A 17,228-nucleotide genomic window follows, 5' to 3' on the forward strand; every position below is an offset into this window, starting at 1 on the left:
GGCTCCGGGTCGGGGCGCCATGCGGCGCATCAGTCTGAACAGCGTACTGGAACCCGACAATCGGAACTCAATCCCCCACCTCCGGCGGCATCAGGCCGTAGCGCCACGCATAGCGACAGAGTTCGACGACGTTTCGCGCACCGAGCTTGTCCATCATGCGTGCGCGATGATTCTCCGCGGTCTTGGTGCTGACCCGCATGACCTGCGCACAGCGCCGCGTCGTATAACCCATGAGAATTAAATCGAACAGCTCGCGCTCTCGCGGCGAGAGTTCGTTGAAATATGGGGCTGGCCCAGCCGCACGGCAGGAACAGCAGGCACATGCCGCTGTCGAGGTCAGCGCCGAACGAGCGTCCTCCGCACGCCCGACACCACGGCGTTGCACGATGGATTCGAACACGAGGGCCATGCCACAAACTCAGGGCTTGCCGTCGGCAGGCTCAACCGGCGGTGGTGGGCCGCATTGCGCGAGCAATGCGCGGTCAGCAACCGACTGCGGCGTATCCAGCTCCGCGGCAGCGCACGCGAAGTCACGACGAAACGCTTCGACGCGCCGTACGCGCTCATAGACCGCCGTCGCAATCAAACGCCCCGCCGCCACGTCGCTCGGGAAATGAACGCCACAAACCAGGCGGCTCTCGCCGTAATCCATCCCACGCTGCAGAATCTGTTGAGCACGATTCGGCGCAAGCGCCGCCAAGACCTGCGCCGCCATCCATCCGTAGGCCGAGTGGCCCGAGGGATAGGAGGTTCGCTTGGCGACGTCCGGATCGGCGGTCGGTGCCGAGCTGCGCCCACAGACGCGTTCCAGCGGCAGGCGCTGATAGGGGCGCGCGCGGTGGTAAACCTTCTTCGCGGCGAACGTCGGGATTGCCACCGTTTTCTCGAGCCGGTTCAGCAGACGCACCGTGTATGGCGCATGCACGCGATCGATCGGCCGCCCGAACGCGGCAGAAAATTGTGCGTACAGTGCGTCACCATCCGCTTCCGCTTGCGCCCATCGGGCTGCCGACGTGGTCTGCTGCCGACGCAGGATACCTCTTACATCATCGAGGTCGGGAGGCGAACCTTCAGCCGGGGGGCCGGCAAGCACCAGAAATTTCAGGCCCACTTTGTCGATGTAAGGCGCAAAGGCCTTTCGATCGCTGGCTTCCGGGGTTTCCCAAGCTGGCGAACCGGCTGCCGCCACCCCCGAGATCAGACATATCGCCGCAGCCAGTGTGCGCGCCCGGACGCTCATCGCCCCGCTCCGGTGTTCGAAGCCTGCGAGGCGACATCGGCACCGCGCCCCAGCATGAAGCTCCAGTCCGACAGATACCGTGGAAGGCCGTGATCGTCGCGCGGCGTCGTGTAGTCGTTCGAAACACTGGTGTGTTCGCTACCGGCGCGAGCGGGCGCCAGCGTTGCCAGGCGAATGTGCGTGGCATCAAGGCCGAGCGCATGAAAAGCACGAGCGATGTCATCCGCATGCGGCTCGCGCACGTGATACATCGCATACCAACGGTCGACGGGCGTCACTCCGGTACCCGATAGCCATGGCGCGACACGCTTTTTTCCGTGATCTCCACTCTCGCGGTAGTAATCCCAGGGACTCGAGAACAACACGACGCGCGCGAGTTCGTGACGCTGCGCGATATAGGCTGCCAGGCCGGCGCCCTGCGAATGGCCCGACATCGCAATCCGCGACCAGACCAATTCGCCCACCTGCAGGTAACCGCCCCAGCCTTCGCTGGGATAGCGCTGTGCGAGCATCGACAGCATTGCCCGCAGCCGCGGCACCACGGCTTCGTTCGGCGCATCAGGAATGTCCGCCGTTACGTCATCGCCGAAAGCGCGCTTCTCGCGAAAACGAGCCGAGCAGCTCGGATCGGGGTCATGATGGCAGGCCTGATTGGTCGCCGGCATCGTGTCGTACATGAGGCTGATCGCGCGATAGCCGCTGGCGGCAGCGACCGCCAGCATCGTCTTGCTGCTGTCCGGCGATCCCGTCGTGCCCACGAGAAATACGAACAGGGGTGCGTCGTCGGTGACGGCACGGCGATCGATCATCGCGTAACTGTCGCGCAGGTAGTGCTTGACAGTGGGGTCCGCTTCGTCCGGCGCAACGGCATGAAATACGCGATCGGCGCTGACCGAAACGCCACGCTGCTGCTGCGCGGGCGTCGAGTGTTGCTGCAGCTTCAGATAGCCCTCACTTTGCTCATACGGCGCCACCATCTTCGCTTCAGCGGCGCCAACATAGAGCGTGGCCATCAGTAGCAAGCTACACCGTGCGACCCGCATCTTGAGGGCACGATCAATCATGATCGCCGTGCTCATCTGGAGCATCGTCGAAGGCTTCAATCCCCTTCGGCGCGATACCCTCCGGCGCCTGAGCGGGTTCATAGGTCCCACCGAGCACCTTGTCGACGAACCACTTCATCTGCACGTTGATCTGAAACAGGCGGTGGCGCAGCTCCTTGAAGTTGTGTGGCTCACGCGGCGCCAGATACAGCTGTGTTTCGACACCCAGCGCCTTGAGGCTGCGGTAGAGCATGACCGACTGCGTCCACGGCACCCGCTCGTCGCGCGCGCCTGCGAGGATCAGTACCGGGGTATGCACCTTGTCGAGCCGGCTCAAAGGCGAGTACTCGGTGTACAGATCGCGGCGCGCCTGCGTCCCGTAGGGGGGCGTATCAAACCAGGCTGTGCGCTGATAGCGCGCATCGGATGTCAGATACATCGAGGGCCAGTCGACCGCGCCGGCACCAGACACCGCGGCCTTGAAGCGATGCGTCACGGTCACGAGCCAGTTGGTCATGTGCCCACCTGCACTCCAGCCCATCACACCGAGGCGGTCGGGATCGGCCATTCCACGTGCGACCAGCATGTCGACGCCTGACAAGACGTCCTTGTCCGCGTAGCGGAAATAGCCGCCATCCATACCCTGCATGAAGGTGTCGCCATAACCGCTGCTGCCACGGTAGTTGACGCTGAGCACCATCGCGCCGTGCGCGGCAAGCAACGGCAAGTAGCGTCCGTACGCGAAGATATTGAAGACCTCGCTGGAGTGCGGCCCTCCGTGGTTTTGCACGATCAGCGGATAGCGCGTGCCGGGCTTGTAGCCGATCGGATACGTCAACAAGCCCTCGAGCGCCTGACCGTCCGGCGCCGTCCACTGGACTGCCTCCTGCTTGGGCAGATCGAACCGTTGTGCGAGATCGTCGTATTCGTGCGTCAGCGGCCGAGCCTTCGCCGACGCCCGGGGGTCAAGCTGGTACAGCTCGCCGGGCGATGTTGCGGAGTTCGCCACATAGGCGAGCGTGTGGCCATTACGAGACAGCGACCAGCCGGAGATCGCAAAATCACCGCGCACCAGGGGGCGCAGCCGATCGCCGTGCACATCGACGGCAAACAGCTCGCGGCGGACCCCCGTGGTAGCGACGAAGTAGATTTCACGGCCATCCGCAGACCAATGCGCGCTATCAATGTCGTATGGCAGTCCATGCTGAAGCTCGTGTGGCGCTCCACCGTCGACATCCATCACGAACAGGTTGGCATTGACGGTCGCATAGTGCCCGGCTTCTGCATTGGCCAGAAACAGCAGCTCGCGGCCATCCGGAGCATATTCGATGTCGCTCTCGGCATAGTCGTTGTGCGTCAACTGGCGGGCAGCACCACCGCCATTCAGAGGCTGCAGCCACAGTTCTGACTTCGGTCCGTCGTCGTGCAGCTCCGATGGCGCGCGTCGATAGACGACGCTACGGCCATCAGGGGCAAGCGTAAATGCCTTGACGTCGTAGCCGTCGCCGTGTGTGATCCGCTCGACGCTCCCGTCGGCGACCGTGACGCGCCACAACTCGCGCCGCCGCGTCGGGGTCTCGAACGGCACCATGTCGTCCTTCTGCTTGATGCGCTTCTCGAGATTCTTGTCGAGCGCAACATTCTCGAGGAAATAGATCTGCTTTCCGTCAGCAGACCAGCGCGGGGAAGAAATCGCGTGATGCCGCACCATGACACGCTGGGCGTCGCCGCCGTCAACCGCCATGACGTACAACTGGTCGACTTTGTCACCACCCAATCGCCCGACGAAAGCGAAGAAGCGTCCATCCGGCGACCATGTCAGTTCCTTGGCCGCCGCATTGAGCATATGCTGCCGCCCGCTGCCATCGCTGCCGATTCTCAGCAACTCCCAACGGACATGGTTCTTCTTCCAGTCATCTCTGGACCGCGCGTACAGCACCGTGTGCCCGTCAGGCGAAACCACCGGCGAAGAAAGATGCTGAAGATCGAGAAGATCGACCGCGTTCATCGCCTCTGGCGCAGCCACGACTCGGCCGACATACGCACACGACAAAAGGGAAAGCGACGCCGCGATGACGCGGCAGTGACGATGCGAACGAATGACTTCGAACACGGACAACCTCATGAGCGGAACACGGCGAGGGGGAGCAGGGCTGGAAATCCAGCCCTGCGTCCAGACAGGCATCAAAACTTGGCTTCGAGCCCCAACTGATAGGACAAGCCGCGGACGCCGTAGGTAGCGTTGTAGTTGTACTTGTTGCCGCTATCGGTGCCGTATGGGATGAACGGCCCGTATTGATTGAACACGTTGTTCACGACACCGAATACACGGAACGTGCGATCGCGGCCGAAGCTGTAGCTACCCATGACGTCATGACGCCAGTAAGACGAGAAGTGGTAGTACAGCGGATTGGTGATACCAGCCGATCGGTAATAGGCACCGAGCGTATTGCTGTCGACAGCCGCACCGTAATAGACCGCCGCCCATGACAAGCTCACAGGGCCCTTTGACCAACGAAGCTTGGTGCGCGCGCGATTCTTCGATGAGCCGACCTCGCCGTTGTAGTTGTCTGTTTCCTGCGTCACCGCCCCCTGGTAGGTCTCGTTCAGGTCAATGCGGTGCGAGTAGCTGAACGAAATCTTGAATTTGCCAGGGATGGACAACGACGTCAGACGGAAACCATATGCGAGTGCCGCGTCGATACCAGAAGCGCGCTCCTCGTCAAGATTCTGGTCTTCATTGACGATCTTCGTGATCTGGCCTTCGCTGTCGCGCGTCACTTCGGCACAGAACGCGTTATCGATTCCATTGGGATCGCCGTAGCATTCAGCCAACAGATCCGTGTTGCTAAGCGTATCGATCGCTCCCGCGATGCGGATGTCGTAGTAGTCGACACTCAACTGAAGATCTTTTGCAAATCGTGGCGTCACGACAACGCCTGCCGTCAACGTGTGCGCCGTTTCTTCGTGCAGATCCGCATTTCCGGAATTCGGGGCGTTGACCTCCGAGGACGCTTGCGTGAACGTCGTCGAGTCCTCTAGCGCCGCCGCGATACCCGGATCCATGCGGCAGTTGTCGTCATAACGTCCTGTCGACGTCTGCGTCACGCCGCTGCAAGGGTCGACAATCGTGTCGTAGTCATCGCGCGGCGGCGAATAGAGTTCGGTGGTATTCGGCGCGCGCTGCGCGGTGCTGTATTCGGAGCGGAACCGGATATCCTGGATCGGCGCCCACTGCAGGCCGAGACGGCCAGAGAAAACATTGTTGACGTTGCGTAGGTTGTAGTGCCCGAAACGTCCCGCGACGTCGAATGTCAGCTCATGGGCGAAAGGCAGGTCCTTGAGCAGTGGGAACGATGCTTCGGCAAAGACCTCCTTGGCCTCGATATCACCCGAGTATTCGGGGATGTAGGCGAAGTTGGTCAAGCCCGCCGTCGTTAGCGGATCGACTCGCGTCCGGGTCAGATCGCGATGCAGCTCGAAACCGAAGGCCGACTCGACCGGACCGGCCGGCAGGTCGAACAACGTCCCCGACATCGTGCCCTGAATGTCATCCTGACGGTTGTGCGGGCGATACCAGACGTTGGCACGGACGTAATCAGCAGCCGCATCGGAGATCGAACCGACGCCGAAGATATTGATCGGCACACAACCATCTTCACGCGCGTCGGCATCCGCACATTCGATTGTGCCGTCGCCCGTATTTTCCGAATCAAGCGCGTATGCCATGCGCTGTTCATTGATGCCGTTCCTGCGCACCTGAAAACCCGAATAAGCTCCGTAACCGTAGGTAAGATCCCAGTCCCAGTCATTGAAGACTGTACCCTTGAGGCCCAACCAGCCACGCAGGGTATTTCGCCGGTTGTAAATCTCGAGGTTGCCGACCTCAACCATCCGTCGGCGCCAAGTCACACCCGAACTGGACGAAGATGACGCGATCTCGCTGGGAACATAAGGATTGTCAAGCGAGATGCGGCCCACTTCATATTCGTCATCAACACCATATTCCGACGAATAGCTCATGAAATACGGTTCACGGACCGAATTGGTCTTGACCTGAGAAAACAGCAACTGACTCCAAAGTTGTGTGTCTTCGGTAAGGTCGTAACGTAGTTTCACGGCGGCAGAGAGGTTGTCGGCCGGGGTGATCAGCGTTCCGTCTTTACGATCCTCGTAGCCGTCGGCAGAGGTGTAGTTGGTCTGCAGTCCGCTCTCATCGTAGTAGTACGCACCGCTGTTGAAATAGCCGCCCGCCATGTAGGAGCTGGTATCCGGCGTCGTAACGGTATTGGTGTCCGGGTCGTATTCGAGCGAGCGCATCGCCCAGTTGCGATCCCGAGCGCGCAGGATCATCTGACGTGAATAGTCGAGACCGGCCATCACGTACAGCCGGTTATCAAAAAAATGCTGGCCAGCTCCAAACGAGAAGTTATCGTTGTCGCCACCACCATCCTTGGTACCACCACCGGTTACGCGCGCCTCAAATCCGTCGAGCTTGTCTTCGGTGATGATGTTCACGACGCCCGCGACGGCGTCCGCGCCGTAGACCGCCGACGCGCCACCGGTCGTGATCTCGACACGATCGACGAAATACTTCGGCAGCGAACTGAGGCTGACGGCATTGCGATTGCCTGAATTCGATACCGTCCGGTGACCATCGATCAGCGTCAGCGTACGATTCGAACCTAGACCGCGCAGGCTGATGACACTCAAGCCGTTGTTCTGTGTGTCTTCCTGGCTGGTCGACAGATTGATGCTCTGATCCACGCCGGGAATGTCGCTGAGCGCGTCACCCAGATCGACGTAACCTTCCTCTTGAATCGTCTCGCGGTCCGCTTCCATCACGGGAGTTGGACTGTCGAACGTCGAGCGCTTGAGGCGGCTGCCCGTGACGACGACTTCCTCGATGGGCCCGCCCAGGTATGACTGCTCCTGCGGCATCTGCAGCACGATCACGCCATCTGAGTCGGAGACGATCTTGAGGCCCGTATTGCGGATCAGTTGCTTCAGGGCTTCACGGACATCCATCTCCCCCTTGATCGCCGGGGTTCGAATGCCCTTGAGCTGATCAGCCGGGGCGATGATCTGGATGTCGCCCTGCCGCGCCAATTCCGGAATTGACGTGACCGCTTCCGCCTCCGGCACATTGAAGGCCCGCTGCTGGGCCAGCGCCACGGATGTGATTCCGCCCCAGAGGGCCAGCACCTGCAGCCCCCCAAGGGCCAACCTGTTTCGCTTCTTTGACTGCACAACGCGCTCCCTATGGTTGGATACGGGCACGCAGGCGCCCGGTCAGGAGCTTGATGATCGAATGCGCGAGTTCCGCCACTCGCTCAAGGATTTTTATGCAGCGGAAAGCAAAACAGCGTCGCTGGTGATCTTCAGGTGCAAGTCGTAACTGGTGGCCACCGCGCGCGCAAACCCAGCCGGATTGGTGGCCGAGAACAGCCCTGTCACCGTCCGCGATGCGACGCCCGGATCGTCGATGACGATATGCTGCCGGCTGTAGCGCGCAAATTCCGTCGCCGCCTGCGCCAGCGTCTCTCCCTGAAATGCGATCATGCCGTCGCGCCATGCCAGTTTGCGCTCGGCCTGCGCCGGCCCAACCGGCTGGCGCTGCAAGTCGCCGACACCTCCGATCTGCATCTCGACGTCAGCAGGGACGCGCACATCCTGACGCCCCCCGCCCGGATAGACATCAACCCTGCCAGAACTGACGAGCAGATTGACGCCTCGGCTCCGCTCACTGCGCACATTGAACTTCGCCTCGCCGGCCAGCAGCGAAACCGCACCGATAACGACCTGCAGCGGGATTCCGGCGCGGCGGCTGACGTCGAACATCGCTTCGCCTTGCAGCAACTCCACACGACGGACAGCGCTGGAGAATGCAACCTTGATGCGCGTGGCGGTATTCAGCGTAACGACCGAGCCATCGGCCAGCGGGACACGGCGGACTTCTCCGATCGCCGTCGAATAGCGCCCATCACGCCAGGCAGCAAAGCCGACGCCACCGCCCAGTACCAGTCCGGCCGCCAGCGCCCCACCCACGACAAAGCGCCGTCGTGAGGAGTCAAGCACTTCATCACGAGGTTCATTTGCCTGCAGAAATTGCGCTGGATCGAACTGGGGCCCCAGCGCGGGCGCCCGATCGAAGCTCGCAAATACGGCACGCGCACGCGCGTATGCACCAAAATGGCGCGCATCTGCAGCCAGCCAAGCCTCGAGGTCCGCACTCTGCTCGGCGTTGAGCGAGCCACGATCGAGCCGCGCCACCCAGTCGGCGGCGACCTCGTCAATCGACGGCTTTCCGTTTCTTCCAACCATAGCCACGTTGTTGCTCAAGCCCCTTGTCCGGGTTCTCATCGGCCGCCCCCGCGGCCATGGCCCCCATCAGCAGCCGCAGCCCCTTCGCCACGTGCTTTTCAACCGTATTCTCAGAAATCCCGACACGCGCCGCAATTTCGCGCTGCGACAAGCCCTCAATGCGGCGCAGCATGAAGACTTCGCGGCATTTCGGCGGCAGCTGCGCGATGATCCGTCCGATTCGGCGCAAATCCTGCTGCAGAGACAGCCGTTGTTCTGGCGTCGGATCGCGATCCGGAACGTTGTACTGCTCGATCTCGGAAATGCTCTCGATCGGCACGATACGCGAACGGCGCAGATGCTGAAGCATGATGTTGTTGGCAACCGTGAACATGTACGCGCGCGGATTCTGGATGCCGCTCACATCGTCCATTCCAGCTAACACGGCATAGGTCTCCTGCACGACATCATCGACCTCCATCATCATCGACGAACGTCCGTGCAGCCAGCTTCGCAATGCCGCCTCATGCGGCAGCACCTGCTGCGCGAGCCACGTCGCTCGCGCGTTTGAAACCTGCAACATAGGTTGCGGCCCTCCACTTCGAGTCCGAGCGCATGAGCAATTGCCGTGCCGACTATGCCGGAGCCCGCCGCTACGGTGCGCGAATCTACCGCCTCGGGCCGTCGAAGCGCCAGCCTTTCGTGCGCGTCCTGCATCCCGACGGTATCGGCGGAAACCGACGATGGCGGAAATTCGAGCGTCACGCATCTAAAACCGGAACGGGCTCGCCGACCTCGGGGAAATCGTGCGGCCCGCTGTCCACCGAACTGGCGCCGAAGTCTGCACCAGGAGCAAACCTTTGGGAGTGATGGGTATGAGACGCAGCACCGCCGTGTTCATCGGCATGGCACTAGTGATTCCGCTAGCCGCGGCAAGTCTTTATAAGACGCCGCAGCGCAATGACCGCAGTCCGCGCCTCCAGGCCGCTCGCCAGGCTTCGTCGGGCGAGCCCGCGCGTGCGCTGCAGTACGGCAAGATTCCGCTGCATTTCGAGCCCAATGAAGGTCAGGCGCCGCAGGACGTCCGCTATATCGCCCGTGGCGCAGGCTACGGCCTGTTCCTGAAAGACGACGAAGCCGTCCTCAGCCTGCTTCATCCTGCAGCCGACACGGGCCACCCGACTGCCGGCGCGGTGCTGCGAATGCAACTTGTTGGCGCGCAGAAGGCGAGCAGGCTTGAAGGTGAACAGCCCCTTCGCGGGCAAAGCAATTACTTGCAGGGCGGTAGCGCCGAGCGTTGGCAACACCATGTTGCGCACGTCGGCCGCGTCCACTATTCCAATGTCTACGATGGCGTTGATCTGGTTTATTACGGAAATCAGAACCAGCTCGAATATGACTTTATCGTGGCCCCCGGCAAGTCCCCCCAGGCGATCCGCCTGCACTTTGCTGGAGCCGACCACCTCAGCGTCGACACCGACGGCAATCTGCACATCGCCACCGCCGGCGGCGAACTCGTCGAGCACCAACCGGTCGTCTACCAGCGCCGCGATGGCCGGCGCGAGGCCGTGCAGGGAGCCTTCAGGCTTGAGGGGCGCCAGGATGTCGCCTTCGCGGTCGGGCCTTACGACGACACGCGCGAACTGGTCATCGATCCGACACTCGATTACTCGACCTACCTCGGCGGGGTCGGCACCGGCGCCGACTACGGGCGCGGCATCGCCGTCGACAGTGACGGGGATGCCTATGTTACGGGCTATACCGCATCGACCAACTATCCGACGACCAGCGGCGCCTATCAGGTCAGTGCAGGCGGAGGCAGCTACGATGCTTTCGTCACCAAGGTCGCGCCGGACGGTGAGAGCCTGATTTATTCGACCTATTTCGGCGGCTCTTCCAGTGACTACGGCCGTGCGATCGCCGTCGATACGGAAGGTCAGGCCTATGTCGCGGGCTACACCGCATCAAGCGATTTCCCCATCACTGCCGGCGCCTACCAGACCACATTTGCCGGCGGCAGCTACGACGGCTTCGTCGCCAAGCTGAGCGCCGATGGCTCCAGCCTGGTCTACTCGACCTACATCGGCGGCTCGTCCTCCGATTATCTGCGTGCGATGACGCTGGCGAGCGACGACTCCGTGTATGTCGCCGGTTATACGGGCTCCAGCGACTTTCCGACCACCAGCGGGGCGTACCAAAGTGCGCTCAGTGGCAGCTCAGACGCTGTGATCGCCCACCTGAGCGCAGACGGGGCCAGCCTGGTCGCATCGACGCTGCTGGGCGGTAGCGCCTACGACTATATCTACGACAACTCGATCAAGACCGACGCGGACGGCGCGGTATACGTCACCGGCATCACGTCCTCGACCGACTTTCCGATTTCGAGTGGCGCCTACCAGAGCAGCTACGCCGGCGATTACGACGCCTTTGTTGCCAAACTGAGCAGCGATTTGTCCGCGGTCAGCGAAGCAACTTACTTCGGCGGTAGCGACGAAGACTATGCCTACGCGCTGGCGCTGGACTCATCCGGCGACATCTATATTGGCGGCTATACCGAGAGTTCAGACCTGCCCGTCACTGACGGTGCGTACCAGACCGCGCTCGAGGCCGACAAGGACAGCGACATGTATGTCGCCAAGTTCGAAAAGGACCTTTCGGGGCTGGTCTACTCGACCTACATCGGTGGCGCCAGTTACGACTACCTTTACGGACTGGCCGTCGATGAGTACGGCTACGCCTATGGCGCGGGCTATAGCAATACCAGCGCAACCCCGCTCGTGGCCACCGACGATGCCTACCAAACCAGCATCAGCAGCGGCTACGATATTTTTGCGTTCAAGCTCAGCAAGGACGGCAGTACGCTCAAATACGGCACCTACCTCGGCGGCAACGGCACCGATCGCGCATATGCGCAGGCTTTTGCCAACAATGCGCTTTACGGCACCGGGCAAACCGTCTCGACGGATTTTCCGACGACCGATGGCGCCTACCAGGCCAGCAATGACGACGCCGCCAGCGATTCGCCGAGCTATCTTTACAAGCTGACCTTCCAGCCGATCAGTCTGGCCCCTTACCGGACCGATTTCGGTAGCGTCGGCGTCGAGACCACCAGTGACACGCAGACCATCACGGTATCGAACGCCAGTGAGGCGGCACTGAGTATTGATTCGGTCTCGGTGAGCAGCGGCTTCACTGTCGCCAGCGACAGTTGCACCGGCACGTCGCTGGTCGCGACCGATGACACCAGTGGCGGCGCCAACAGCTGCACACTGGAATTGACGGCAGCACCTGAAGCGCTCGGCAGCAACAGCGGCACGCTGACGGTGACCAGCGGCAGCACGACCGTCACCAGCGCGCTGAGCGCCACGGGCACACCGCTCGAACTGTCATCGCGCAGCATCGATTTCGGCGACCTGGCAGTAGGCGACAGCGCGCAGCAGACCATCACGGTGACCAACAAGGGCGAGTCGGCCGTCAGCATCTCGTCGGTCTCCGTCACCAGCATCTACTCGCAAAGCAGTGACTGCGTGCAGACCCTGGCCGTAGGCAGCAGCTGCACGATCGACGTCAGTGTCAGTCCGACCTCGGCTGGCACATTCAGTAGTGCCGTGACGATCGTCAGCGACAGCGTCTCGAGCCCGGATACGGTGTCCCTCAGCGTGACCGGAACCGGAACCGCCGGAACCGACACCTCCGGCACCGCCGGTGGGGGCGCACTTGGCGGGGGCACATTGCTGATGCTCGGCACCGCCGCGCTGCTGCGCAGACGTCGTCGCCTGCACTAAACGCAGGCCTTGGCAAGACGCCCGTACCAAGCGGTACGGGCGTTTTTTATTGATCGTCGCTGTCAATTCAACATCGGATAGCACTCCATGCCCCATGCCGCCTTACATCTCGGCAGAATCAGTCTGTGTGTCGCGATGCTATCGCTCGCGCGCATCGCTCTGGCGACCGACACATTCGGCTATCAACTACCACCGTCGCCGATTCCGCAGATGCTCGATGCCCCACAGACCCCAGCGGTCGGCCTTGACCGCCAGCACCACCGCCTGGCGATCTATGGCCGTGAAAGCATGCCTTCGATCGCGGCACTTGCCGAACCGGTGCTGCGCTTAGCCGGTCATCGCATCAATCCGCGTAACGACGGCCCTACCGACGCACGCAGCAGCTGGATGAACCAGCTGATCCTCGAGGACATCGCGTCTGGCGCCCGACATGACGTCACACTCCCCTCCGACGCACGCTTTACCAATCCGTCGTGGTCTCCAGACGGCCGCTGGCTGGCACTGACGCTGGACACTGCGCAAGGCCTCGAGCTATGGGTGGTCGATAGCGAGAACAACCGGGCACAGCGTCTGTCCACCGTCATGCTCAACGCAACGCTGGGGCGCGCGTATCAATGGCTGCCGGACAGCTCGGGTCTCGTCGCGCGGACGGTGGTTACCGATCGCGGGCCAGTGCCGGCCGCTCCAACGGCGCCTGAAGGCCCCATCGTTCAGCAAAGCAACGGCGTCTCGGCCGCGACACGCACGTATGAGGATCTGCTGAAAGGCCCATACGACGAGGCGCTATTCGACTATTACTTCACCAGCCAGCTCGCGCGCATCAGCATCGATGGCGGCGTGCAGAAGATCGGCGCGCCGGCCGTCATCGCCGATGTCGACATCTCTCCAGACGGTCGCTATCTACTGATCGCCAGTCACCATCACCCTTACAGCTATCTGGTGACGTCGTCCCGCTTTCCGACTCGTTTCGATGTCACCGACTTGCGTGGCCAGCTGATCCACACCATCGTCGACCGCCCCCTGGCCGAGAACCTGCCGGCTACATTCGATGCCGTCGTTGCGGGCCCGCGCGCAATCGAGTGGCGCAGCGATGCCCCGGCAACCCTGATGTGGGCACAAGCCCAGGACGGTGGCGATCCTCAACGCAAGACTGCGATCCACGACAGGCTTTACCTGCAGGCGGCGCCGTTCAATGGCCCCGCTCGCGTGCTGGCCGATCTGGCAGAACGCTATCGCGACATCGCCTGGGGCAACGGGGAGACTGCGCTGGTGACAACGCGCTGGTGGAAGACCCGCCACGAAACGCGGCTCATCGTGACCCCGGCACATCCCGGAAAGGCCCGTGTGCTCACGGCACGGAACTACCAGGACGCCTATCACGACCCCGGCGATCCATTGCTCGAAAGCAACGTGGCGGGCCATTCCATCATGCACTTCAGCGTCGACGGGCGTAGTGTGCTCGTCCGCGGCGACGGCGCGACGCGCGGCGGTACGTTTCCGTTCCTCGCTGCACTCAATCTCCACACCGGCACGTCGCAGCGCCTATGGCAAAGCGCGGCGCCCTATTACGAAAGCGTCGTCGCACTTGCGGACGACAGTGGGCGCGCGCTGATCACCCGGCGAGAGAGTGCCGATGACGTGCCGAACTACTATCTGCGCCAGCTTGATGCACCGCCGGCGCAAGTACCGCGTGCACTGACGATGTTCGCCGATCCGGCGCCACAGTTCGCCGGGGTCACCAAACAGTTGATTACCTATCGACGCGCAGACGGCGTGCAGCTGTCCGGCACGCTCTATCTCCCCGCAGGCTACGACGCAAAGCGTGATGGCCCGCTACCGATGCTGATGTGGGCCTACCCCACCGAGTACACCGATGCCGCCGTCGCCGGCCAGGTCGTCGACAAAGGCAATCGCTTCACGCGCCCTTCGGGTGCCAGCCCGCTATTCCTGCTGACGCAGGGTTACGCAATTCTCGAACGTCCGGCGATGCCCATCATTGGCGCCCACGGCGCCGAACCGAACGATACCTACGTCGAACAGCTCGTCGCCGACGCCCAGGCGGCAGTCGACGCGGTCGTCGCGCTCGGCGTCGCTGATCGCCACCGCATCGCCATCGGCGGTCACAGCTACGGCGCCTTCATGACAGCCAATCTGCTCGCGCACAGCAATCTATTCCAGGCCGGCATTGCCCGCTCCGGCGCCTACAACCGGACCCTCACACCGTTCGGCTTCCAGGCCGAGCAGCGCACGTACTGGCAGGCGACGGGGACTTACACGCTGATGAGCCCGTTCACGTACGCCAACAGGATCCACGCCCCGATCCTGCTGATTCACGGCATGGCCGATGACAACTCTGGCACCTTTCCGATCCAGAGTGAGCGCTTCTATGCTGCGTTGAAAGGCAATGGCGCGACGGTGCGATATGTGCAGCTGCCCGACGAGGCGCACGGCTACCGCGCGCGCGAATCGGTCCTGCACACACTGTGGGAGATGAACCGCTGGCTCGATCTTTACTTGAAAGGCGCTGCGCCAACGTCACCCTGAGCAGCCCGTTCCGGCTCGTATCTTGCGGGGCAAGTGTGCATAACTTGCGGGCCCGGATTTGCATCCGAGCCCGCAAGCTTTTTATGTTCGCCCCTTCACGCCGACAAAACCGACCTGACTCATGCGCCTGCCCCGCCTCAGCCTTGCTTGGCAAATCCTCATCGCCCTGGTGCTCGGCATCATCACCGGCAGTGTGCTGCACGGCATGGGGGACTCCAGCCAGTGGCTGATCACCAACATCCTGACGCCGGCCGGGCAGATCTTCATTCGCCTGATCAAGATGATCGTGCTGCCGATCGTCATCGCGTCGCTGATCGTCGGCATCGCCGGCGTAGGCGACGCCAAGAAGCTCGGGCGCATCGGCCTGAAGACCATCATCTACTTCGAGATCATCACGACCATCGCGATTGTCGTCGGCATGCTGCTGACGGATACGCTGCAGCCCGGCGCCGGCATCGACATGAGCAGCCTGGCGACGTCCGACATCTCGCAGTACACCAAGACCACCGCCGAGGTGCAGCACGGCCCGCACAGTCTGGTCACGACCATCCTCAATCTGATCCCGTCGAACATCTTCGAGGTCATCGCCAAGGGCGAGATCCTGCCGGTGATCTTTTTCTCGGTGATCTTCGGTCTCGGCCTGTCGTCGCTGCCGGCCGAGCATCGCGACCCGCTGGTGCAGACCTTCCGCAGCATTGCCGAAACGATGTTCAAGGTCACCAACATGGTGATGCGCTATGCGCCGATCGGCGTGTTCGCGCTGATCGCCGTCACGGTCACGACCTTCGGCTTCGCATCGCTGATTCCGCTGGCCAAGCTCGTGGCGCTGGTTTACGCGGCGATCCTGTTCTTCGCGCTGGTCGTGCTCGGCGGCGTCGCCAAGCTGTTCGGCTTCAACATCTTCACGCTGATCCGCCTGCTCAAGGACGAGCTGATCCTCGCCTACTCGACGGCCAGCTCGGAGACCGTGCTGCCGCGCATCATGGAGAAGATGACGAAGTACGGCGCGCCGCAGTCGATCTCCAGCTTCGTCATTCCGACCGGCTATTCGTTCAACCTCGACGGCTCGACGCTGTACCAGAGCATCGCGGCGCTGTTCCTCGCCCAGTTGTACGGCATCGACTTGTCGCTGACGCAGCAGATCGTGCTGATCCTGACGCTGATGGTGACGTCCAAGGGCATCGCCGGCGTACCGGGTGTGTCGTTCGTCGTGTTGCTGGCAACGCTCGGCAGCGTCGGCATCCCGCTCGAAGGCCTGGCGTTCATCGCCGGCGTCGACCGCATCCTCGACATGGCGCGCACCGCACTGAACGTGGTCGGCAACTCGCTGGCGGCGATCGTCATCGCCAAATGGGAAGGGCAGTACGACGCCGAGAAGGGCGAACGCTACAAGCTCGAACAGCTCGGCTGAGCGGCGTCCGGCGACGGCCGCGCCGCGCCGGGGGGCATTTGAGGAACGCAGTGGCGGAATCTGCTTGGCCGTGCATCTAACAGGGTCCGCACCGGCTGCCTGCCGGTGCTCCGATCCCAGGGCTCTTGCGATGCGCTACTACGATTACCCGACGAATCGCTGGCGGTTCAAACGCCGATACGTGTGGGCATTCTGGTCGGCAGCCGCATTCTTCGCCGTTGGCTTCTACCTGGGCGCCCGCTTCGCCTGAGCTTCAGCCTCGCAACAGCAGCCCGGCCGCGATCGCCCACATTGTCGCGGCGATGACGAGATCGAGCAGGCGCCAGGTCACGGGCTTGCGGAACAGCGGCGCCAGCCACGCGGCGCCATAAGCCAGCCCGTAGAACCAGAGCCCCGACACGGTGGCGGCGCCGATCGCGAATGCACTGCGCGGCGCCGTTTCGTAACGCCCGGCGAGACCGCCGACCAGCAGAACGGTGTCGAGGTAGACGTGCGGATTGAGCCAGGTCAGTGCCAGCGCGGCGGCCACGGCGCGGCCGCGCGCCAGCGGCGGCTCGCTGCCCGGCTGCAGCACCTGCGTCTGCAGCGCGGCACGGACGCTACGCAGACCATAGACGATCAGGAACGCGGCGCCGATCCAGCGTACCGCCGTCACCAGCGGCGGATGCGCCTGCACCAGCGCGCCGAAACCGCCGCAGCCGAGCGCGATCAACAGCGCGTCGGACACGAAACAGATCGTGGCCACGACGAACACATGCTCGCGACGCAGTCCCTGGCGCAGCACGAACGCGTTCTGGGCGCCGATCGCGATGATCAGTCCGGCGCTGAGTGCGAGGCCCTGCAGGTAGGCGGAAAGCAGCATGCATCCTCTTTCGGGCGCTAAAAGCGCTTTAACCGCAGAT

General features: G+C 62.6%; 11 protein-coding genes. 3 read left to right on the forward strand and 8 right to left on the reverse strand.

Annotation, left to right across the window (positions count from 1 at the left end; translation table 11 throughout):
* Nucleotides 1-67: 67 nt before the first annotated feature.
* The 7 genes from G7Y82_RS00595 to G7Y82_RS00625 form a co-directional block, all read right to left on the reverse strand.
* Nucleotides 68-409: a response regulator transcription factor gene (locus tag G7Y82_RS00595; RefSeq protein WP_168146056.1), complete on the reverse strand. Its 342-nt coding sequence runs from the start codon at nt 407-409 to the stop codon at nt 68-70.
* Nucleotides 410-418: 9 nt separating this feature from the next.
* Nucleotides 419-1,240, reverse strand: coding sequence for an acid phosphatase (locus tag G7Y82_RS00600; protein WP_168146057.1), 822 nt, complete (start codon nt 1,238-1,240; stop codon nt 419-421).
* Nucleotides 1,237-2,253: a BPSS1187 family protein gene (locus G7Y82_RS00605; protein WP_168146058.1), complete on the reverse strand. Its 1,017-nt coding sequence runs from the start codon at nt 2,251-2,253 to the stop codon at nt 1,237-1,239. The genes G7Y82_RS00600 and G7Y82_RS00605 overlap by 4 nt, the downstream gene beginning before the upstream one ends.
* Before the next feature lie 43 nt (nt 2,254-2,296).
* Nucleotides 2,297-4,396 carry a S9 family peptidase gene (locus G7Y82_RS00610; RefSeq protein WP_168146059.1) on the reverse strand — a complete coding sequence of 700 codons (2,100 nt, stop codon included), beginning with the start codon at nt 4,394-4,396 and terminating at the stop codon, nt 2,297-2,299.
* 71 nt (nt 4,397-4,467) lie between these two features.
* Nucleotides 4,468-7,533, reverse strand: coding sequence for a TonB-dependent receptor domain-containing protein (locus G7Y82_RS00615; protein ID WP_168146060.1), 3,066 nt, complete (start codon nt 7,531-7,533; stop codon nt 4,468-4,470).
* Nucleotides 7,534-7,626: 93 nt separating this feature from the next.
* Complete coding sequence (locus tag G7Y82_RS00620) at nt 7,627-8,625, reverse strand: FecR family protein (protein WP_168146061.1); 999 nt, start codon at nt 8,623-8,625, stop codon at nt 7,627-7,629.
* On the reverse strand, nt 8,576-9,169 hold the full coding sequence (locus G7Y82_RS00625; protein WP_168146062.1) for an RNA polymerase sigma factor: 594 nt from the start codon (nt 9,167-9,169) through the stop codon (nt 8,576-8,578). The genes G7Y82_RS00620 and G7Y82_RS00625 overlap by 50 nt, the downstream gene beginning before the upstream one ends.
* 292 nt (nt 9,170-9,461) lie before the next feature.
* Here G7Y82_RS00625 and G7Y82_RS00630 point away from each other — a divergent pair, with 292 nt between their 5' ends.
* The 3 genes from G7Y82_RS00630 to gltP all read left to right on the forward strand — a co-directional run bounded on the left by G7Y82_RS00630 (nt 9,462) and on the right by gltP (nt 16,326).
* A complete protein-coding gene (locus tag G7Y82_RS00630; protein WP_168146063.1) occupies nt 9,462-12,371 on the forward strand; it encodes a DUF7948 domain-containing protein in 2,910 nt (969 codons plus the stop codon).
* 135 nt (nt 12,372-12,506) lie between these two features.
* Complete coding sequence (locus tag G7Y82_RS00635; RefSeq protein ID WP_206370184.1) at nt 12,507-14,915, forward strand: prolyl oligopeptidase family serine peptidase; 2,409 nt, start codon at nt 12,507-12,509, stop codon at nt 14,913-14,915.
* Nucleotides 14,916-15,036: 121 nt separating this feature from the next.
* On the forward strand, nt 15,037-16,326 hold the full coding sequence (gltP, locus tag G7Y82_RS00640) for a glutamate/aspartate:proton symporter GltP (protein WP_168146065.1): 1,290 nt from the start codon (nt 15,037-15,039) through the stop codon (nt 16,324-16,326).
* Between the two features lie 253 nt (nt 16,327-16,579).
* Here gltP and G7Y82_RS00645 read toward each other — a convergent pair whose 3' ends face one another.
* On the reverse strand, nt 16,580-17,188 hold the full coding sequence (locus G7Y82_RS00645) for a LysE/ArgO family amino acid transporter (protein WP_168146066.1): 609 nt from the start codon (nt 17,186-17,188) through the stop codon (nt 16,580-16,582).
* Nucleotides 17,189-17,228: the final 40 nt, after the last annotated feature.

This window comes from Solimonas marina (assembly GCF_012241385.1).
Classification (GTDB): Bacteria; Pseudomonadota; Gammaproteobacteria; order Nevskiales; family Nevskiaceae; genus Solimonas; species Solimonas marina.